The organism is Desulfovibrio sp. 1188_IL3213, from assembly GCF_036763145.1.
In the GTDB taxonomy this organism is placed as follows: domain Bacteria; phylum Desulfobacterota; class Desulfovibrionia; order Desulfovibrionales; family Desulfovibrionaceae; genus Desulfovibrio.
Window position 1 is genome coordinate 33,025 of sequence record NZ_JBAIYR010000001.1, and the last position, 21,306, is coordinate 54,330.

At 55.6% G+C, this 21,306-nt stretch carries 16 protein-coding genes; 4 read left to right on the forward strand and 12 right to left on the reverse strand.

What is annotated here, in order from left to right:
• Positions 1-58: 58 nt before the first annotated feature.
• The 5 genes from V6C16_RS00155 to V6C16_RS00175 all read right to left on the reverse strand — a co-directional run bounded on the left by V6C16_RS00155 (position 59) and on the right by V6C16_RS00175 (position 7,633).
• Positions 59-1,192, reverse strand: a complete 1,134-nt coding sequence (locus V6C16_RS00155) for a 4Fe-4S dicluster domain-containing protein (protein WP_333536460.1) — start codon at positions 1,190-1,192, stop codon at positions 59-61.
• A gap of 22 nt (positions 1,193-1,214) precedes the next feature.
• Complete coding sequence (locus V6C16_RS00160) at positions 1,215-2,840, reverse strand: glutamate synthase-related protein (protein WP_333536461.1); 1,626 nt, start codon at positions 2,838-2,840, stop codon at positions 1,215-1,217.
• The gene (locus tag V6C16_RS00165; protein WP_333536462.1) at positions 2,828-3,886 is read right to left on the reverse strand and encodes a glutamate synthase; all 1,059 of its coding nucleotides are present in this window, start codon (positions 3,884-3,886) and stop codon (positions 2,828-2,830) included. The genes V6C16_RS00160 and V6C16_RS00165 overlap by 13 nt, the downstream gene beginning before the upstream one ends.
• 589 nt (positions 3,887-4,475) lie before the next feature.
• A complete protein-coding gene (locus V6C16_RS00170) occupies positions 4,476-6,572 on the reverse strand; it encodes an HD domain-containing phosphohydrolase (protein WP_333536463.1) in 2,097 nt (698 codons plus the stop codon).
• A gap of 8 nt (positions 6,573-6,580) precedes the next feature.
• Positions 6,581-7,633, reverse strand: coding sequence for a transglutaminase-like cysteine peptidase (locus V6C16_RS00175; RefSeq protein ID WP_333542705.1), 1,053 nt, complete (start codon positions 7,631-7,633; stop codon positions 6,581-6,583).
• A 540-nt stretch (positions 7,634-8,173) separates the two neighbouring features.
• Between V6C16_RS00175 and gdhA the strand changes: the two genes are divergently transcribed.
• The gene (gdhA, locus tag V6C16_RS00180) at positions 8,174-9,523 is read left to right on the forward strand and encodes an NADP-specific glutamate dehydrogenase (protein WP_333536465.1); all 1,350 of its coding nucleotides are present in this window, start codon (positions 8,174-8,176) and stop codon (positions 9,521-9,523) included.
• Between the two features lie 259 nt (positions 9,524-9,782).
• Here gdhA and V6C16_RS00185 read toward each other — a convergent pair whose 3' ends face one another.
• The 5 genes from V6C16_RS00185 to V6C16_RS00205 all read right to left on the reverse strand — a co-directional run bounded on the left by V6C16_RS00185 (position 9,783) and on the right by V6C16_RS00205 (position 16,062).
• Complete coding sequence (locus V6C16_RS00185) at positions 9,783-11,009, reverse strand: LL-diaminopimelate aminotransferase (protein WP_333536466.1); 1,227 nt, start codon at positions 11,007-11,009, stop codon at positions 9,783-9,785.
• 20 nt (positions 11,010-11,029) lie between these two features.
• Positions 11,030-11,893 (reverse strand): diaminopimelate epimerase, encoded by an 864-nt coding sequence (gene dapF / locus V6C16_RS00190; protein WP_333536467.1) that lies wholly within the window; start codon positions 11,891-11,893, stop codon positions 11,030-11,032.
• A gap of 362 nt (positions 11,894-12,255) precedes the next feature.
• Positions 12,256-14,448: a glutamine synthetase III family protein gene (locus V6C16_RS00195; protein WP_333536468.1), complete on the reverse strand. Its 2,193-nt coding sequence runs from the start codon at positions 14,446-14,448 to the stop codon at positions 12,256-12,258.
• Positions 14,449-14,499: 51 nt separating this feature from the next.
• Complete coding sequence (locus tag V6C16_RS00200) at positions 14,500-14,838, reverse strand: P-II family nitrogen regulator (protein ID WP_333536469.1); 339 nt, start codon at positions 14,836-14,838, stop codon at positions 14,500-14,502.
• A gap of 18 nt (positions 14,839-14,856) precedes the next feature.
• The gene (locus V6C16_RS00205; RefSeq protein WP_333536470.1) at positions 14,857-16,062 is read right to left on the reverse strand and encodes an ammonium transporter; all 1,206 of its coding nucleotides are present in this window, start codon (positions 16,060-16,062) and stop codon (positions 14,857-14,859) included.
• A 148-nt stretch (positions 16,063-16,210) separates the two neighbouring features.
• Here V6C16_RS00205 and V6C16_RS00210 point away from each other — a divergent pair, with 148 nt between their 5' ends.
• Entirely contained in the window at positions 16,211-16,357 is a 147-nt protein-coding gene (locus V6C16_RS00210; protein ID WP_333536472.1) for a hypothetical protein, read from the forward strand.
• Positions 16,358-16,577: 220 nt separating this feature from the next.
• Here V6C16_RS00210 and V6C16_RS00215 read toward each other — a convergent pair whose 3' ends face one another.
• Both V6C16_RS00215 and V6C16_RS00220 read right to left on the reverse strand, forming a co-directional pair.
• On the reverse strand, positions 16,578-18,146 hold the full coding sequence (locus V6C16_RS00215; RefSeq protein ID WP_333536473.1) for a sigma-54 interaction domain-containing protein: 1,569 nt from the start codon (positions 18,144-18,146) through the stop codon (positions 16,578-16,580).
• A 363-nt stretch (positions 18,147-18,509) separates the two neighbouring features.
• Complete coding sequence (locus V6C16_RS00220) at positions 18,510-19,844, reverse strand: UDP-glucose dehydrogenase family protein (RefSeq protein WP_333536474.1); 1,335 nt, start codon at positions 19,842-19,844, stop codon at positions 18,510-18,512.
• 173 nt (positions 19,845-20,017) lie between these two features.
• Here V6C16_RS00220 and V6C16_RS00225 point away from each other — a divergent pair, with 173 nt between their 5' ends.
• Together V6C16_RS00225 and V6C16_RS00230 are read left to right on the forward strand one after the other, a co-directional pair.
• Positions 20,018-20,392 carry a holo-[acyl-carrier-protein] synthase gene (locus V6C16_RS00225; protein WP_333536475.1) on the forward strand — a complete coding sequence of 125 codons (375 nt, stop codon included), beginning with the start codon at positions 20,018-20,020 and terminating at the stop codon, positions 20,390-20,392.
• On the forward strand, positions 20,392-21,306 hold a 915-nt coding region (locus V6C16_RS00230; RefSeq protein ID WP_333542706.1), incomplete at its 3' end, for an NAD(P)H-hydrate epimerase. The genes V6C16_RS00225 and V6C16_RS00230, both read left to right, overlap by 1 nt.

Consider the following 21,306-nt stretch of genomic DNA (forward strand, 5'->3'; position numbering starts at 1 on the left):
CCGCTTTTCCCGTCACTCCTTTAGCCGGGCCTCAGGCATGACAGGCCAATGATGCCACTCAGCCCCCTGCGCACATATCCTGGCTGGCATGCATCCGCCAGACACCGCAGGGGCAAACTGCCGCGCAGATGCCGCAGCCAATGCAGCGCGCGGGATCTGCCGCGTAGTCAAAACCTTCATTCACCTGTTTGCGGCGAATTGCTTTCTGTGGGCATGATTTGATGCATATCTTGCAATCACGGCAAGGCCCCGAAACGGATAGCGAACAAGCGGAGGAGCCGTCCCCGGCATGCCCCCTGTTTTCCCATGCCGGGACGCGCAGGCGATAATCTCCCACGGCGACAAGCCCGTTGACCGCGAAATCATCTGGGGCCACATCGCTGAAAATACCGTTTTTAATCCATTCCTCGGCGCGGAATTGCGCCATCTGTTGAACGCCTTTGTGTTCATCCTGCTCTTGCGGCACTGGAACAATTTTTTTCCAGTGCTTCCAGACAGAAAGTTCTTTGTGCAACTGCGGCTTGTCAATGGCGGCAAGAAAAGACTCCAGCCCCGCCTCAAGCCACGCAAGGTCCTGGCCGGTCAAGGCGCTTACGCGCACATCCGGCGAAAGATTGCCCACAGGGCCACGAAAATAGACAGCGCCGCCCACCATGCCCACACAGGGCCTTTCACCGAGAATGGACGGCATGGTCTGGCTTTCGTAGCCGCAAACCACAGCCCGTCCGCCCCCCATGAATTCAAAGGAAAAGCTGCCCACACTTTTGAGCACCCACAGTTCCGGCGGCTCATACATGGGATCGTGCTTCATCAGTGAGCCGGAGCGTGTGCCTGCCCGCCCGCCGATGTAGATCACCCCTGCAGCCGCGCAATGCCCCGCAGTATCGCCCGCATCGCCACGTACGGTAATGCGCCCGCCTGCGTTAAGCCAGCCGACATCAGCGGCAGCAGATCCTTCAACCAGCACTTCTGTATCAGGCAGGCACATGGACCCTACACGCTGGCCGGGATTGCTCACGGTAAACATGAGCTTTTTGCCGTCCCTGTTCCATAATGGGCCACCAATATCGTGCTGGCCCGATGCCTCTATATGAAAAACCGTCTCACCCCTGTCCACTGCGTCTTCAATTGCCAGCAGCAGATCCTGAGTGGACATGCGTTCGTGATTGTGCAGCGTGTTCATTCGCAACATACAGTTATCCTTTTACTGAAAACTAGCAGGCATACTGAATGCCCAACTTGTCGGCAACGGCCCTGTCTGTCGTTACCAGTGCATCCGACCGCCCTACCGGCATGGAACTGTTGCCCACAGGGGCCAGCAGTTTGCGCAGCTCGGCGTCAAAGGCCAGCATGTAATCCACAATGCTTTGTGCGCCCTTGTCCACATCCAGGCGTCTGACCAGGCGCGGGTCCTGTGTGCAGATACCGGTGGGGCATTTACCCGTATTGCAGGCATTGCAGCGGCCATGCTCGTTGCCCACGCAGCCGAGCAGCTGAATGAGAATTTTACCTACGATAACCCCATTAGCCCCGAGGCAGATCATTTTAAAGGCGTCAGCCGCCGCATTGCCTGAAAAACCGATGCCACCGCCCGCCCACAGGGGAATCTGCCCCTGAAGTCCCTGGGCCACGGCGGCCTGATAGCAATCGCGCAGCTTGGAGACTATGGGATGGCCCGTATGCTCCAGGGAAACCTCATTGGCAGCACCGGTTCCGCCCTGGATGCCGTCAAGAAAAAAACCGCCGCAGATTCTGTAAGGATCGCGCAGCAGGTTGTTATAGACAGAAACGGATGTGGCCGAAGCCGCGCACTTGATCGCCACAGGAACGCGAAAACCAAAGGCGGCATTGAGGGAAAGGTGCATCTTCTGCACAGACTCTTCAATGGAATAAAGCCCCTGGTGATTGGGCGGGGAATGCAGCGTAGTTCTGGGTACGCCGCGTATGGCCTGGATGTGCGGCGCCACCTTGGCCGCTGGCAGCAGGCCGCCGTCGCCGGGCTTGGCCCCCTGCCCTATTTTTATGAGCACTCCGGCCGGGTCGGTTCTCATATGGGGCATGGCCCTGATGATCCGGTTCCAGCCAAAATGCCCCGATGCTATTTGCAGGATCGTGTATTTCAGCTGCTCTGATTCCAGAAGCCTGCCGGGCATGCCACCTTCGCCTGAACACATGCGCACCGGCATACCGCATTTTTCGTTAAGGTAGGCCGTAGCCAGGGCGATTGCTTCCCAGGCCCGCGTGGACAAAGCTCCGATACTCATGTCACTGAATATGAGCGGATAAATCCAGTTCACCGTGGGCGCTCGTCCCGCAGGCACAAGGCTTGTTCCTTCTACCCTGAGCGGCAGATCACCCGCCGGCAAAACACGTCCCAGAGGTGCGCGCATGTCAAAGGTGTGCCGTTCCGAATCAAGGGCGGGGTCTGTCATCTGGCTGATGCGCCCGACAACGATAGAATCAAGGGTGCGCGGCATGGCAAGGTTGCTCCGTCCACCGCGCTTTATGGGGCCATGCTCACGCGCCAGAAAGCCGACACGCTGATCGGCATTGCGTACGGGGCGTATGGCTCCGGTGGGGCAACTTTTTTCGCACATGCCGCATCCAACGCAGGCATGCTGGATTGAAGACTTTTGCATGATGATAAAAGGAGCGGCATTCTCCTTCGCAGGCTCCGCAGCCGTGCGCGACACGGCACGGCGACGCAGCCTGGCCGGCTCAATGGCCGCAAAGGTGCAGGCAGCCGCACAGGAGCCGCATCCGATACACATATTCGGCCTGAACTCTATCTTCCAGAACAGGTCATTGACGCTGATGTCCTGAGTTTTTACTGATTCCATCGCTGCACCGCCAAGTCATTGTCCACGACCACCATCTCCCGCTCATGCGGATAGATATCTTCTGCCACATTGCGGTCAGGCAAAATTGCGTTCAGCCCGCAGACCTCGGAGGCAATTGCCACCATGTCCCTATGGCGTCCCACAACAAGGGGCCGCAATTTTTTTGAATCGCAGCAGGTCATCAGGCTTCCGTCCGGCAAAAGAGCGATAATGGCGTTGGGACCATTGATTTCAAGATGCGCCAGAGATTCCCGTATAAGGGTGAGCACCTTGCCGTCAGCGCGTTGTTCCGCTTCCGCAAAGGGCAAGGGCGTAATCACGTGCTTGAAGTATTTTATGGGCCACTCAAGCTCATGCAGCACATAATGCAGGGTGTACAACAAAGTCTGCGAGTCGGACTCAAAACCCACATATCCCCTGTGCAGCGCGCTCTGAAGCTCTTTGTTTCTGGTAAAAAAAGTGTTTTCGCCATTGGCGCAAACAGTGTACCCCTGAAGAAAAAAGGGATGAGCCGCATAGCGCACAATGTCGTAGTTGGTGTTCTGGCGGCACTGGACCACAATGTTTCTGGCGGTAAGGCGTTCATCATCATTCCAGAGACGAAAATAGGTGGCGATATCTGCCGGATCGCCTATCTCTTTCAGCGTCAGGGTGTCAGGCCAGAAAGAGTAGACAAAGCCGTCATTGTTTTTTTCCAGCAAGGCCCGCAGCTCAAGCCGCGTATCAAGCAGCAGGTCATCACGCTCTTTTTGTTTGCGATAGCGATATATTTCAGGATAATCATAGTTTCTAAATATATAGCGGGGCATGGCCTCAATTTTAAGACCCGGCTGCCTGTCCACGTCAGGAACCCACTGCGCCACCTGCACAAAACCCTTTTTTTCCATAAAATCATTGGCAAGCTGCACGCCCTGCGGCGTACAGGCCAGTGAAAGCAAGGGTTTGTTCTTATAATGGCTGAACACCCCTTCCAAATCCTGCATGATCATGGCAAAGCCGGAATTGTCGTGTCCTTCCTGCTGCGGCAGCATGAGATTGAGTGCCACGGAGGGAGGCACCGGCATTCCGCTCTTGATAGCGCCTATTCTGCACATGGTTGTAACCTCGATAAAAAGCGTCACGAAAAGACCGGCCCGCAATACGCGGCAGCCGCAACGCTGATGTGTACGCACTATGGATGGTCAGAGTGAAAACCCTGTGGAGCGCATGGCGCAACCGCAAGGCTGTGAGCGAACTTCGGTCTTTACGACTGCGGGCAGCCGGGCAATCCTGACGGATTGCCGAAACCATACTGGCGGGTAGTTTCGGTCACGATAGGGGGGGAAGAGCAAGATTGCTACAAACAGCCCCGACAGGCAAGAATTTATCTTCAAAAAACAGCAAAAATTTTAACCGGCATGAATAATTTAAATTAATCTCTGCGCTCCCATACGCGCAATGGCATGACAAGTGCGTGACACGTCGCACGGCCAGGTGCGGCTAATGCCAGGGGGTTGCCTGCCCACATGAAACAGCACCGATTTTATCCCTCCCCCAAAGACAGCAATGAGCAAAACAACAGACCGCCCTGTGACAGGCGGTCTGTTGTTTTGCTCATGACTCTAAAAAATAAAATCTGTTCCGCAGCCGTCAGGCTTACTCTTCGCTTTTTGCCTGCATGGTTATGACGTCGTCAATAGCCTTCTGCAGCTTGTCTACCGGCAAGGCCGCAAGGGCTGCCACCACTTCCTGGTCAAAACCATGATCGCGTTTAAGCAGGGCAATGGCCTCGTCCGCATCCATGCCTGCCCGGTATGAGCGGGAGCTGACCATTGCGCAAAAGGCGTTAACCACGGCCAGAATGCGCGCATTGGGCGTAATGGCGTCGCCGCTGAGCTTGCGGGGCTGCCCTGTGCCGTCGAGCCTCTCGCCCATCTGGTATACAGCGTCCGGAACGGGCAGTCCAAACTGCAAGTCGCACAAGGCCCTGTATGCATATTCGGGAGCGCGCATAACTTCGCTTTGCTCTTCCGGGGTGAGCTTGCCGGTCTTGCTCAGCAGGTGGTGCGGCACAAATATCTTGCCCACCTGAGAAAGCCGTGCAGCAAGCCGCAACGTTTCTTTGTCCTTGTCAGAAAGCTGCAGACTTTCGGCAAGCAGTTCCACAACCTGCTCCATCTTTTGTGAATGGCCGATGAGATTGACATCCACGCTCTCAATGGCGCGCACAAGGGCTGCAATACTGCTGGCCTGGCGTTCGCGGGCGGCCTCGGCCCGGCGGCGGAACTCGGTGATGTCCTGAAAAATGCCGACGCATCCGCCGGGTTCGGCAGTTTCTTCCATCAAGCTGTCTTCAAAGGGAAAAAGCGTTACCCGGTACAGGCGTGCTTCCTGGGATTGCCCCAGAGAAACTTCAAGGCTTCCTTCAGCTTTTTCTTTGACGACTTTTCGCATGCCATCCAGAAGCGTTTTTGCGGCAGATTCGGGCAAGACGTTGCAAAGGTTGCTGCCCGCAAGTTCTGCTTCCCTTTTTCCGGTCATGGCGCTGAAAGCCGGATTATACATCTGCAATTGCCCTCGGCTGTCGGCAAGCATAAGGCCCGCCTGAAGGGAAGCATTCACGCTGTCGAGCATGAGTTTTTGCTGTTTGATAAGCGTATAAAGCCGTTGGAAATGTCTGGCCGTGGCTCGATATGAACGCCCCGCAATGCTGGCCCACACGAAGGCCACCAGCAGGGCTGTACCCAGGCTGCCGAGAATGCCCAGACCATATATCTGCGTTCTCTGGCGCTCCAGAAAGAAATCAACAATGTTTGCAGGAACCTCAACCACAACCCACCAGTTGAAAGCGCTTAGATAGCTGCCCAGTGAGTACACGTCGCCCTGCTCTGCAATGCCTTGTCGGCGCTGGAAGGCCAAATTGCCCTTTTTCAGATCTGCAGAGATCGGGGCGAGTTCCGCCTTGCCGTCGTGCAGGCGTATTGCCTGCATGCTTTTATCATTCTCCTGCACAATGCACGGACGAATGTCGCGATACTGTTCCTGCCCCAGAGCCAGAAATGAAACCAGCGCCCTGTCCACCGGCACGGTAGCCAGCAACGCCGCCACCGGCACGGTGCTGCCCTGACCGAGCACCTCATAAAGAGGGTCGGCAAGATCCATGACAAAGTCTTGTCCCAGAGCACGTACAGGGCCAAAAACAATGGATTTTCCGGCAATGGCCCTGCGCACTATGTCTGCCTGGGCCTCCCCAAGGGGCGCTGCATGTTCCTGCATGATCAGCGACTGGCCGTCAGGCAAAACAATACGGGCTGCTGTCCACTGTCTGCTCTTTGCAAAGTCCTGCAGCAGGTCTTGCATGTATGGCAACTGTTCGGCCAACGAGCGCAGAGCTTCGCTGCTGCTGGCCGAGGCGTCAGGCGCGACAAGCCGGGCAGCGCCATCGGGTCCAAGATTGCGCACATCCACAGCATACAGGCGGAACATTTCCGCAGAACTGACAAAGCGCGCCTGCTCCACAAGGTTGTTATGCCATGTGCGGACACCCTCAAGGGATTTTTCCAGCCAGAGCTGCTCTATCTCTCTCTGATTGTGCAAAAAATCTTGCGTGGCATATTTGATCTGGAGCGCGCACAGCACGTAGGCCACAGAGGCCGCCACCAGAAAAAACGCCAAACTTACCGCAGCAACCACTGCTTTTCTCAACCGGTACTTGCTGACGACACTTTGGACATCCATCTCTTGAATTTTCATAAATTTTCCTACTTCAGCTTGCGCCCTTTGAGATGCGCCCATCGGCCAACTTCGTTGACCGAGTACTGTGGACTATACTGCCTGATCCTGCTGTGTGACAAAACAGTATTACTAAGATTATCAAGTATATATGCGTCACCATTCAAATAAACGGCCAAAACGGCGTGCGCCAGGTTTCGCAACGTGTCGCGCACAACCACTATACGCATGTTTTCAGCCGGAATGCCCAATTCCTTGAGGGTGAAATATTTGACAATGGCATAGTCTTCACAGTCACCTGATTTTCTCAAAAATTCAGACGGGATAGCCCAATAATCCTCTACACCCCAATTAACGATGTCTTCTTTGTAGGGCCAGGTATTCCAGAAGCCGTTAACATAGCGCAAAAGTTCCATGGGGCTTTTGCCCTGAGCATTTTTCTTAAAGCTGTCCCAGGTAACCGATTTTTTAAAATACTTACCGGGAATAAAGATCGGATCCTTTTTATTGCGCTTAAGGACGTCCAGCCAACCCGGCAATGAAGATAAAGGGCGCTTAAATTCCACGGTGCCGAAAAGATGCAACCTCGAACTTTGCGTACTGGATTTTGGCGCAACGGCTGCCTGTGCGGCGCTGCTTCCTGCATCGGCAGACGATTGGGCCGCAAGCTCGGCGGATTGGGGCGGTTCTTCTGCTGCCTCAGCGGCATCAGTCGTATTGGCGGCCTCCCCTTGAACCGAAGCTTTGTCTTCCTGAGCCGAAGCGGCGGCGTTTTCGGACTGCGCAGAGGCATCAGGAGTTTCAAAGTCAGGTGCTGAAACAAGCGGCTGGGGGGGCGCAGCGGCATCTTCCAAAGAAGCCGGCTTTACATCGTCCACCGCATCCAGGCTGGCAGAAAGAGGACGCTCCGGCGCGGCAGCTTCGCCAATGGGCTTACCGGCGACTATTTCGGCGCGGTAGTCCTGCTCAGCCCTGGCAGTGGCAGGCGCAACATGCCGCCAGGCCAGGGCAGACAAAAAAAAGACCACCGCCACAAACAGTGCTATGAGAATTGAGACGCGTAATATGCGGGAATGCTTCATGAATGGATTGTCACAATGCGTTGCGGAAAGATATCGGCATACGTTCTTACTAGCGCACGCTAACACTCGTCGGGTCCGGACACAAGCATCTGATCCTGTATCTGTCACCCCAGAAGTTTTACGTGATGCTTGCTCTGCCCCTTGCCTGCCGCTGGACCTTTCTTCCTTCTATGATATACCCCCAAGGGCCAGCCGACCGCTGCGACAGAGCGCGAGACAGGCCGCAAGAAATGCAAGGCGCGCGACTGAAGATTGCACGCCCCGGCCGAAGTCCCGCACAGTGTTCCACGCGGCTCCCATGAGGGTGTTAGAGGGGGCTTGGGGCTGCGCAAACATATTGGTCTGCATGACGTTTTTTTTGAAACATGCCGTGCAGGAAAAAATATCAGACAGGGGCGCAAATATTTTTTTCTCTTGTCGGTTTCCGGGCCTGAAAAGCCTTGTCAGACGCCGCGATTTTGGATTACTTAGTAACCCGCCCCAAAAACAGGAACGCCTTTTCAGGGCAACTTCCTGATCATCGCCACAAGGAGAGCGACAATGTCTTATGTACAGCGTGTAGTGAGTAATCTTCAAGATAAATACGCCTACGAACCCATCTTCCTGCAAGCTGTACAAGAGGTGCTACAAAGCCTACAGCCCGTGCTGGACAAAAACCCGCAGTACGAACGTTACAAGATTCTTGAGCGCATTGTAGAGCCAGAGCGCACCATATCATTTCGCGTTCAATGGATTGACGACAAAGGGCAGATTCAGGTTAACAAAGGCTTTCGTGTTCAATACAACTCCGCCATTGGACCCTACAAGGGCGGCCTGCGTTTTCACCCAAGCGTTAACCAGGGCATTCTGAAATTTCTTGGCTTTGAGCAGATTTTCAAAAACTCCCTTACGGGACTTGCCATTGGCGGCGGCAAAGGCGGCGCGGATTTTGACCCCAAGGGCAAGTCTGAAATGGAAGTCATGCGCTTCTGCCAGGCGTTTATGAGCGAACTTTACCGCCATATCGGAGCCACCATTGACGTTCCCGCCGGTGACATCGGTGTCGGCGGCCGCGAGGTTGGCTATCTTTTCGGCCAGTACAAGCGCCTTACCCAGAGCTATGAAGGCGTACTGACCGGGAAAAACCTGCTGTTCGGCGGCTCCCTTGCCCGCACCGAAGCCACCGGCTATGGCGCCGTATACTTTGCCCAGAGCATGCTTGAGGGCAAAGGCCAGAGCCTTGAAGGCAAAAAATGTACGGTTTCCGGCGCTGGTAACGTGGCTATCTACTGCTGCGAAAAACTCTATCAGGTGGGGGGCACTCCGCTTACCGTTTCCGACTCGCGCGGCATGATTTACGATGCGGAAGGCATCAAGCTGGATGTGCTTAAACAGATCAAGGAAGTGGAACGCGAATCCCTCACCCGCTACGCTGACCTGGTTTCTTCCGCTGTGTATACGCCGGTGAACGAATACGCTGACGGTCGCAATGCCGTGTGGTCTGTTCCCTGCTACGCCGCATTCCCCTGCGCGACCCAGAACGAACTGAATCTTGAAGACGCCAGAGTTCTGCTTGCCAACGGCTGCCAGTGCGTGGCCGAAGGGGCCAACATGCCCTCTACCCTTGACGCGGTGCATGCCTTCCTTGAGGCGGGCATCTGTTACGGCCCTGCCAAGGCCGCCAATGCAGGTGGCGTTGCCACCAGCCAGCTTGAAATGGCACAGAACGCCAGCATGCAAAGCTGGTCATTTGAAGAAGTGGACAGCAAGCTGCACGAAATCATGCGCAATATTTATATGAGCGCCGCCGAAACTGCCAAAGAATTCGGAGAGCCCGGCAACCTTGTGATGGGCGCCAACATTGCTGGCTTCCGCAAGGTTGCCAACGCTATGGTTGCCCAGGGCGTATAACGGCCAGAAACCATTTCTGCCTGTCTTGTAAAAAACCGGTGGTCCTGCGGGGCCTCCGGTTTTTTACATATATGCCTTTATTAAACGCACAGCTATGCCCGCAGGTACGCCCCAAACAGCATCAGGGCGGAACAACCATGCCACGTTGTCCCGCCCTGAAGAAACAATTGAAACAGCAGCGCCCGAGAGCCTGGCATGGAGAACGCCGTTTTTCTCCGGCGGCCCCTGCGCATCCTTCACGGTTGCAAAAAACAATGTATCAGCACAAACCGCGCAATCTTTTTATGGCTTCTTCCGTATCTTCGGGCGTGCCGAAGGCCGTCAGGCGCACATATCCCTCGCCTGAAACGCCAAAGCCCGCTCCGGGAGTGCAGACCAGCGCCGCCTGTTGCAGCAGTTTGTCAAAGAAGCTCCAGGAGTCTGTATCGTCAGGCACGCGCACCCAGATATAAGGGGCGTTCACGCCGCCATAGACGCCAAAGCCCATTTCACTTGCCGCCGTGCGCAACATGGCGGCATTGCGCAGATAGCCCGCAATAACCCCCATGACTTCCTTTTGCCCCTGCTCGCTGTATACGGCCTCGGCGGCGCGCTGCACAACATAGGGGCAACCGTTGTACTTGGTGCACTGACGGCGATTCCAAAGCGCGTTAAGGCTCACCGAACCGTTTTTTCCGTCACTGATGCGCAGAGCCTTGGGTACTACGGTATAGGCGCATCGCAGGCCGGTAAAGCCGGCCGTTTTGGAAAAGCTGCGAAACTCCACAGCCACTTCTTCCGCGCCTTCAATCTCATAAATACTGTGGGGAATGTCGGCTTCGGTGATGAAAGCTTCATAGGCCGAGTCATACAGAATGACGCAGCCCTCGCGCCTGGCATAATCCACCCACCCTTGCAGGGCTGCGCGTGAAAGCACTGTGCCTGTAGGGTTGTTGGGATAACAGAGGTAGATGATATCAGGCCGGACGGCAGGAAAATCCGGTACGAAATCGTTTTCTTTTACGCACGGCAGATAGACAATCCTGCTCCACTGCCCGTTTTTCATTTCGCCCGAGCGCCCGGCCATGACATTGGAGTCAACGTATACCGGGTACACCGGGTCGGTAACCGCCACGATGCTGTCCTGGGCAAAAAGCTCCTGAAAGTTGCCTACATCAGGCTTTGCGCCATCACTGACGAAGATTTCATCAGGGTCAAGGGCAATGCCACGCGCCTTATAGTCATACTGCATGATGATATCACGCAAAAACGCGTAGCCCTGTTCCGGCCCATAACCGTGAAAATGCGCCGCATCTCCCATTTCGTCCACAGCCCTGTGCAGGGCCTGAATGACAGCGGGAACCAGCGGACGTGTAACATCGCCTATACCCAGACTGATAACGCGCTTGCCAGGGTTGGCATCCTTATAGGCCGAAACCTTGCGGGCGATATCCGCAAAAAGGTAATTGCTCTGAAGCTTAAGAAAATTGCTGTTTATGGTAGTCATGCCATCCTCTTCAATCAGGTTCAGATGTAATACTCTCCGGAAAAGACGGTCACCGCGCCGCCGGTCATATACACGTGATTGCTGGCTTCATCCCAGTGGATATGCAAAGAACCGCCCTTAAGCTCAACCTCCACCTCGCGTCCGGCATAGCCGTTCAGCACGCAGGCAACGGCAACGGCGCAGGCGCCGGTTCCGCAGGCAAGCGTTTCTCCCGCACCGCGTTCCCACACGCGCATGCGAACCTTGGTGGAGGATATGACTTCCGCAAACTCCGTATTGGTGCGCTTGGGAAACAGGGGGTGATGCTCAAAGCGCGGCCCGATGCGCGGAAGGTCAAGGTCGTCAATGCCCTTCGTGAAAATGACGGCGTGGGGATTACCCATAGATACGGCGGTTATTTCATAGAGCTGGCCGTTCACGTCCACAGGGCGGGCCACAAAGCGCTGCTGGCTGCCGTCCCCTGATGTTTCGGTAAGCACGGGAATTCTGGCCGGATTCAGCTCAGGCTCGCCCATGTCCACAGTGGCGCCGCAAACCTGCCCCGCTTCAAACAAAAGGCGAACAATCTTGACGCCTGCGCGGGTTTCCACCGTAATAACGTCTTTGACCTGTATGCCGTGATCATAAACATATTTGCCTACGCAACGCACCGCATTGCCGCACATTTCCGATTCCGAGCCGTCAGCGTTGAACATGCGCATGCGCACGTCGGCCGATGCAGACGGCAAAATAAGAACAAGCCCGTCAGAGCCGATGCCGAAATGGCGGTCGCTGATTTTTTTGGCGAGTTCTCCCGGGCTGTCAATACGCTCTTGAAAGCCGTTGATATAAACATAGTCATTGCCGATGCCCTGCATCTTGGTAAAGCGCAATGCCACAGCCATAGTTGCTCCTTTTTCTTCAAAGGCGCTCAGCGCCTCAAAAAAACATCTTTGACAATATGATGTATAAAGAAAGTATTCCGATTCAAATCAAAAGTAAACGCGGTGTACCCGCCCCGCAATGAAAGGCGAAGAGCCGCCAGACTCTCCGCCTTGTGGCTCCGGCCAGAGCCGTTCGTTGCGGCAAACGACCCTGGCCGGAGACTCCCCGCGCCATGCGCAGGGGCTGACGGCATGAAGGCCACGCTCCCCCCCGGGATGAGGCTTCTGCCATCAACATTGCAAAGTCTGTTTTTCCCTTACGCCTCCGAAATAATTCATATTGAAACAGCACTTACTGCCGCAGTGAATTTTTCATAGCGACCTTAATGCGACCACAGCAACTCAGCATATTTGGGCAAGACCCACAGGCTGTCGTCAACAAGCCTTTCAAGGTTGTCGGCATGTTCACGACACCGGTTCATGGCGACCAGCACGCCGTCCCGGGCAGCCTTGGCTTCTTCCAGAATTCCCTTGATGCTGGCCGTTTTGACAAGGGCCTGCTCAAGTTCTTCCATATTGCCCTGAAGCGCCGCCAGGTCTGCATGCAGCTTATTAAAATACCTCTCTTCAGGTGCGGCTCCACTGTCTCCCAAAACGGCGCGCGTCTTGATAACGGCATCGGCCGCCCGTGACTGCGCCTCAAGGCATTGAGGCACTACAGAAGCACGCAGCATGTCCAGCATCAGATTCCCCTCGATGCAGATGGTTTTGCAGTAGTTTTCAAGCAATATTTCCTGGCGTGACAGTATCTCGCGTTCCGTCAGGATGCCGTGCCGCAGAAAAACATTCATAACGTCCGGATCACTGTAATGCTCCAGAGCTGTTACCGTATTGCTGTGGTTGGGCAGGCCGCGCCTGGCGGCTTCTGTTTTCCACGATGCCGCATAACCGTTTCCGTTGAAAACAACCGGCATATGCTCCTTGAACATGCGCGGCAACAGTTCCTGAAGCGCGGCATTAAGGTCGGCTCCGGCGGAGACGGAAGCTTCCAGCTCGGTGGCAATGTCGTCCAGGGCGCAGGCCACTGCGGCATTAAGGACGATATTGACCGGGGCCACCGACTGCGATGAGCCAACCGAACGGAATTCGAACTTGTTGCCCGTAAAGGCAAAAGGACTTGTGCGGTTGCGGTCGGAAAGGTCCACCGGCAGAGGCGGCAGCGTTGAGACGCCTACCTCCATAAAGCCGCTCTTTTTGCTTTTGTGTCCTTGACCGCTGATGATGCCCTCCAGCACCCCGGTGAGCTGCTCACCGAGATAGACTGAAAGAATGGCCGGAGGGGCCTCGTTGGCCCCCAGGCGATGGTCATTGCCCGCGCTTATGGTCCCAAGCCGCAAGGCCGTGCTGTGTTTGTGTACCGCGCGCAGAACGGCGGCCAGAAAAACAAGGAACTGCGCATTATCCTGCGGCGTTGTTCCGGGATTGAGAAGATTCTGGCCGTCGGAATCGCTCATGGACCAGTTATTGTGCTTGCCGCTGCCGTTTACTCCGGCAAAAGGTTTTTCATGCAGCAGGCAGACAAAGCCGTGCCTTGCGGCCATATGCCGCATCATGTTCATGGTGAGCATATTATGATCGCAGGCAATGTTGGCCTCTTCGTAAACCGGGGCCAGCTCAAACTGGCCCGGAGCCACCTCATTGTGTCTGGTTTTTGCAGGAATGCCCAAAGCCAGCAGCTCTTTTTCCACATCTTGCATGAAACTCATTACCCGGGCAGGAATTGCGCCGAAGTAATGGTCTTCCATTTCCTGTCCTTTGGCCGAAGGCGCCCCCAGGAGGGTGCGTCCTGCCAGCAGCAGGTCCGGCCGCAGGGCCGCAAGATGCTTGTCCACAAGAAAGTATTCCTGTTCCGGTCCCACCATGGCGCGCACATATGCCGCAGAGTCGTTGCCGAACAGGCGAAGTATGCGCATGGCCTGCCGGGACAAGGCGGATATGGAGCGCAACAACGGAATTTTGCGATCCAGGGCCTCGCCGGAATACGAATAAAAGTATGTGGGAATGTGCAGTGTCGCCCCATAAGGCGCGGGAATGATAAAAACCGGCACACTGGGGTCCCAGGCGGTGTAGCCGCGCGCCTCAAAGGTGGAGCGGAGGCCCCCCGAAGGAAAGGACGAGGCGTCAGGTTCACCACTGATAAGCATTTTGCCCGAAAATTCGCTTATGACCTGCCCATCGGACGTGGGCGACAAAAAGGCATCGTGCTTTTCGGCCGTAAGGCCGGTCATGGGATGAAACCAGTGCGTATAATGACTTGCGCCATTTTCTATGGCCCAGTCCTTCATGGCATTGGCAACCACATCGGCAATGTCCGGATTCAGCCGTTCGCCATCGCGAATGGTCTTGACCAGCTTGCTGTAGACATCCTTGGGCAGGCGCTTGCGCATGGTGGAAAGACCAAAAACATAACGGCCAAAGTTGTCTTCCACGCGGCAGGCGGGTCCTTCCCTGTGAGCGGGAACCACAGGCGCGGTATTTATAGCCATGAATAAAGCTTTTTTGCGGGTGGAACTCATGCCTTTACTCCTTTCAGTTGGACAGGTGAATCTTGCCGTCAAACTTCCGGCCTAGAGGGCCGCATCGCCGCGTTGGCCTGTGCGGATGCGCACGGCATCATCCACATGGCTGATAAAAATCTTTCCGTCCCCTACCTGCCCCGTGCGGGCAGTAAGCATTACCGCGTCCACTGCCGACTCAAGCATGGCGTCATGCAAAACCACTTCAATCTTTATCTTGGGCAGGCAGTCCACCTGCATGATGGAGCCACGGTACACTTCAGTGTGGCCGCGTTGCCGTCCAAAGCCCTTTATTTCCGTGTAATTCATCCCGTGAATGCCCAACTCTGAAAGCACATCCCTGACTTTTTCAAACATGCCGGGACGGATAATTATTTCGAGTTTTTTCATGGCGCTGCCTCTCCCGGATTACAGATTATAGCCACGTTCATTGTGTTCACCGAGATCAAGGCCGCTGTATTCCTCCTCGGGAGCAACCCGCAATCCGACCACGGCATCCACAAGGCGAACGATGATGCGGGTGGCAACGTAAACAAACGCCCAGGTTCCTGCGATGGACACAAGCTGTATCCACACCTGCTCGGGATTGCCGTAAAAAAGACCGTCCACGCCGTTGACCGCCGCACTGGCGAACAAGCCTGTAGCCAGCGCGCCCCAGGTTCCGCCAAGGCCGTGTATGCCCACAACGTCAAGGGCATCGTCATAACCGCACCGGCTCTTCAGCAACACGCCGCCGTAACACACCATTCCGCCTATAAATCCTATGAGCATGGCTGGCAGCACCTCCACAAAGCCCGCACCCGGGGTGATTGCCACAAGCCCTGCCAGAGCGCCGGAAATCGCTCCCAGACTGGTAGGCTTGCCCGTGTGCTTCCATTCAATGATTATCCAGCCAAGAATGCCGCAGGCCGCTGCCATGTGCGTGGTGACCAGCGCCTGCCCCGCAAGAGTTCCCGCAGCCAGAGCACTGCCGGCGTTAAAGCCGAACCAGCCGAACCAGAGGATACCGCCGCCAAGAAGCGTTAACGGCAGATTGTGCGGAGCATGGCTTGATCCGGTTGAAATTCTGGGTCCCAAAGCCTGGGCGCAGGCAAGCGCCGCGGCTCCTGAAGACATGTGCACCACTGCGCCACCGGCAAAGTCCAGAGCGCCCATGCGGCCCATCCATCCACCGCCCCACACCCAATGGGCCACGGGGGCATACACAAAAACGAGCCACAAGGCAGAGAAAAGCAGCATGGCGGAAAAACGCATACGTTCGGCATAGGCTCCCGAAATCAAGGCCACGGTGAGCACGGCGAACATGCACTGAAAGCCCATAAAGACCGTATGCGGCAACTGCGGGGCCATTGGGGCGGGACTGCCGTTTACCCCGTTGAGCAGGGCAAACCTGAAATTTCCCACCAGGCCGCCCACATCATCGCCAAAGGCCAGCGTGTAGCCCACAAGCGCCCAAAGCACGGAAACAAGCCCAAGACAGGCGTAACTGTACATATGGGTTGAAAGAACATTGCTCGCGCGGACAAGGCCGCCATAAAACAGGGCCAAAGCCGGAAGCATGAGCATGACCATGGCGGCGCAGATAATGACAAAGGCAGTATCAGGGGTATTCATAGAGCGTCCTTGATCATTACGCACAAGAGGTGCGTGTTGCTGAATTTCTTCAGCGGCCCGGCGCCGGATCCGCAGCAACGATACAATATCGCTGCCTGTCCCCCTAAAAGCATTAACTGTGCCAAGGCAAATGCAGGGAGGAGATCATTTGCAATGCTCTGATATTGAAGGATATTTATTTTATGGTATTGTGACTGGCTGTGGTGGCTGGTTGAAAAAATATGAAATTTTTTACGTTTTTGTAGAAAAAAAGACATGTGAGCACAGTGAAAACCGTGCTATTGGAAAAATTTAAATTTAAATAAATTATATCAATATATTATAATTTTATACATTTTTGTTGCTTTTCATGTCCGATTTGCTTTTTTGCGCATCAAAATCATTATAATGATATATAATAAATAGATTTTTTATTAAAAGCACCCCATAAAGAACAAGGGCATAAAACTACAAATCTGTAATTTTATGCCCTTTATAGTCTTTTGAGACAATATGGCAGCAGAAACGACACCACACTATGAACGGTTATGCTTGGGACGAAATTCCTTGTAGCTGATATCATACTTTTTCATGCGCAGGGCCATAATCCGCTCCGTAAGGCCAAGGCTCGCAGCGGCCTTGCCCATTTGCCCCTGGCTGAACTCCAGCGCTTCCACGATGGAGGCCCGTTCAAGCTCATCCAGCTGGTCCTGAAGGCTGCCGGAAAAGCCCGGGCGCGCGGCACAGGCGTTTTCTCCATTCATGCCGGCGCAGTGCGCGCCATGCAAAGCCGGGGGCAGGTGCTGCGGCAGCACAAGACCTTCACGGCCCAAAAGCAACACCGCCCTTTCCATGACGTTTTCCAGTTCACGAATATTTCCGGGCCAGGCATATCGTTGCAACATGTCCATCACAGCCAGGGAAAGGCGCACATTTTCCCGTCCATTGGCCTGGGCGAATTTTCGGATAAAATGGTTGGCAAGCGGAAGTATGTCTTCAGGGCGGCCGCGCAGCGGAGGCAGGTAGATGGGAAACACGTTCAAGCGATAAAAAAGGTCGCGGCGGAAACTTTCCTTGGCGACCATGTGTTCAAGGTTTCTGTTGGTGGCAGTAATAAAACGCACGTCCACATAGTGCGTATCCATACCACCCAGGCGCTCAAAAGCGCGTTCCTGCAAGACACGCAAAAGCTTGGCCTGGGTCATGAGCGACAACTCGCCCACCTCATCCAGAAACAGGGTACCACCGTGGGCCAGTTCAAACCGCCCCTTGCGCGTGGCGCTGGCCCCGGTAAATGCCCCGCGTTCATGACCAAACAGTTCGCTCTCTATGAGGTTTTCCGGCAAGGCCGCGCAATTGAGCGAGATGAATGGCTTGCCGGCACGGGCGCTGCCGGCGTGAATGGCACGGGCGGCAAGCTCTTTGCCCGTGCCTGATTCACCCTGAAGAAAAACGGTTGTCACTGAAGGAGCCACCTGGGCTATCTGGGCATAAACCTTTTGCATTCCTTCGGAATTACCCACAAAGCCTCTGGGCCGCAGAGGGGAGGAAGTTTCTTCGTCCATACGCCCCTGACTTTCCAGCGCGGCATGGCCAAGCAGTGTGGACACTATGGTCAGAAGGCGCATTTCATCTTCCAGGGTAGCATCGTCCACCAACAGATGATCCACGGAAAGAGCGCCCACCACCTGATCGTTGAGGCGAATGGGCACACATATGAAAGAAATGCCTTCCTTGTTCAAATCGCGCGAACGGGTACGGTTCAAAAACAGCGGCTCTTCAGACACATTGGAGATGTACATGGGTCGCCCGCTCTCAATGACCCTGCCCGTAATGCCTTCACCGCGCACATAGCGGCCACGGCGCAACTCTGCGGGCTTCAGCCCATAACCTGCCTCAGTGCGTATTTCTCCGGTATGCGGCGAAATGAGGGTTATGGCCCCGCGCATCATGTGCAGCTGCCGAGCCATAAGTTTTAGCGCCTTATCCAGAGCCTGAGTCAAATCTGTCGTAAAATTCATGATCTGCGCAAGCTCATATAAAAGGCTGAGCTGTTGCTCATGAAGCTTATTGGCATTTTCATGAACAAGATTTGTCTGCTGCATAATTTCTTGCCTGAATAAAATAGGTTTGTTCACTCTGGTCGGTATACTCCAGCAGCGCCGGGCATGCAATGCGTAGAACCCCTGCGCCAGACCGCATGGAGAGCGCATATGCCGGGAGCCGTACTTCCCGTTTTTCCGCTTGCCGGACAGCGGCACGCACGCATGCATGCATGGATGAATGGCCCGTTCTGCGATTTTTTCCAGCACGAGGGGCGATCGGCAGTTCGCAGGACAGGGTCCGACTGTCGCCCTGCACCCTGCCCCAGCGCGGCAACAGGCGCCTTTCACAGATAAACAAGGGGATTGAACGTAATCCGTTCAACCCCCTTGCTGCAAGGCTATTAAACCCGGCACTGCTATGAGCTAGGCATTGGCCCGGCCAATGCAGAAATAGGCGAAGCCGCGCTCGGCCATGGCAGAAGGCGAATACAGATTACGCCCGTCAAACAGCAGGGGGGCTGTGAGCAGCCCGCGAACCTTTTCAAAGTCGGGATTGCGGAACTGGTTCCATTCCGTCACAACCATAAGTCCCTGTGCTCCCTGGCAGGCCGCGTACTGATCGTCCACGATCTCCACCAGCTTGTTGTCCGCAAAAATATTCCGGGCATTGTCAGCGGCAACAGGGTCAAACGCACGAATTTTCATGCCCTTGGCCGTCAGCTCATTAATAATGGTAATGGAGGCGGCTTCGCGCATGTCGTCGGTATTGGCCTTGAAAGCCAATCCCCACATGGTCAGGGTTTTGCCAGCCACGCCGCCCTGAGGCGCAAAATACCCTTCCACACGGGCAGCCATGTATTTTTTCTGCCTGGCGTTGACGGCTTCAACCGCGTTAAGCAGCCTTGGCTCGACACCGGCGCTTTCCGCAGTGCGGATAAGGGCCTTCACGTCTTTGGGGAAGCACGAACCGCCGTACCCCACGCCGGGGTAAATGAACTGATAGCCGATGCGAGAATCCGAGCCGATGCCCGTGCGCACATCGCGCACATCCGCGCCCACCTGTTCACATATGGTGGCAATTTCATTAATGAATGAAATTTTTGTGGCGAGCATGCAGTTGGCCGCATACTTGGTCATCTCTGCGCTGCGCACGCCCATGACAATGATTTTGTCCCGCGTACGGGCAAAAGGCGAATAAAGCTCGCGCATAAGTGTGGCGGCCTTCTCCGAATCCGTGCCAATGACCACACGATCGGGCTTCATAAAGTCGGCAATGGCGTCGCCTTCCTTAAGGAACTCGGGATTGGAAACCACGTCCACCCGCAGGTCAGCGCCACGTTTTTCCAATTCTTTTTTAATAATGCCGCGCACTTCATCCGCCGTTCCTACGGGTACGGTGGACTTGTCCACGACGACCATATCTTTCTGCATATATTGGCCGATTTCGCAGGCAACCTGCCGCACAAAGCTCAAATCGCACGAACCATCAGGCTGTGGCGGTGTGCCGACGCAGATAAAAGCGCAATCGGCCTGAGCAATGCCTTCTTCAAGACTGGTGGTGAACGTCAACCGGCCGTCAGCGCGGCTGTGGCGCACCATCGGTTCAAGGCCCGGTTCAAATATATGCACGGATCCCGCATTCAGCTTTTTTACCACCTCGGGATTCACATCAACGCACGTTACGGTGTTGCCCATTTCCGCAAAGCATGCGGCGCTGACCAGGCCAACATAGCCGGTGCCGATAATGCACAGTTTCATATATGACGTTCTCCTGCGTCCAAACCTGGCTGCGCTCTTGACCTTACAGCCGGGAACGGGTCAAAATAGTTTTCCGAATGGCCGCATATACGACATTTTTTTTCATTGGGCAACCAGCCCTTTAGGGGCCTAGCCCCTGGAACACACTTTTTTTCACAAGGGAGCGACGGAGCATGATTGTCGGCTTGGGCATTGATATTGTTGAACTTGCGCGCATAGAAAAAAACCTCGCGCGCTTCGGACGCCGCTTTGCCGAAAAAATTCTCGGCCCAGAAGAGCTGTCTGCCATGCCCGCGCTGACCGTCAACTACGTAGCCGGACGTTTTGCAGCCAAAGAGGCTGCCGTAAAGGCATTGGGTACGGGTTTCAGCCAGGGCATCGGTCCCGCTCTTGTGGAAACCGTGGCAACTCCCGGCGGCAAACCGCAGTTGCGGCTGCATGGGGCAGCCCTGCAACGCGCCCGGGATATGGGCGTGACCGCTTGTCATGTAACCATCAGCCATGACCGCTCCTCTGCTGTGGCCGTGGTAGTCCTGGAGGCGCTGTAATGACAGGGCTTGTCTGCGATCCGCCCCTTTTCCCTCCGCTGCCCTTGCCGCAAGAATTACGCGCCTGGGACAAGGACGCGGCGGCTCTCGGTTTGCCGGAAATCCTGCTTATGGAAAATGCCGCACGCGCGGCGCTGCATGTTCTGCGTCGCCACTGCCCGGATCTGACGGGAAAAAGCATATGGCTTTTCATGGGCAGCGGCAACAACGGCGGCGATGCTGCCTGCCTTGCGCGCCAGCTTCTTGATGCACACGCCCGCCCCCTGGTGCTCCACGCAAAAGCGCTGAGCCACTGCAAGGGCGCATGCGCCAGACATGTCGCCATTGCCAGAGCCTCGGGCGTTCCCTTTTTCCCATTGCGCCAAAGCAGGGGCAAGTGGCGTCTCCCCACAGACAATCTGCCTGATATTATTGTTGACGGCATTGTGGGGACGGGCTTCAGCGGGGTGCTGCGCCCACAGACATTGACCCTTATCGAAACCATCAACAGCCTTGCCGCACAGCGGCTGGTGCTGGCGCTGGACATTCCCTCCGGCCTGAATGCGCACACCGGTCTGCCGCAGCCCGAAGCTGTCCGGGCTACGGTCACTGCAAGCTTTGCCGCGGGCAAGCCGGGGCTGGCTCTTCCCTGCGCCCGCCCCTGGACAGGACGGGTACACGTATGCGACATCGGCATCCCGACAATAGTGCGCCACCAAACGCCCTGCTCTGCCTATCTTATAGATGGGCGCTGCATTGCGCGGCTTGGTTCTTCCGACAGTCTGCCTGAAACCAGCTTTAAAAACATTTTTGGTCATGTGCTGGTTCTCGGCGGTGCGCCGGGAGATGGCGGTGCAGCGCATCTGGCCTCGCGTGCCGCGCTGAGAGCCGGAGCCGGTCTGGTAACGGCAGCGGCCCCGACGGCTGCCGTAGAC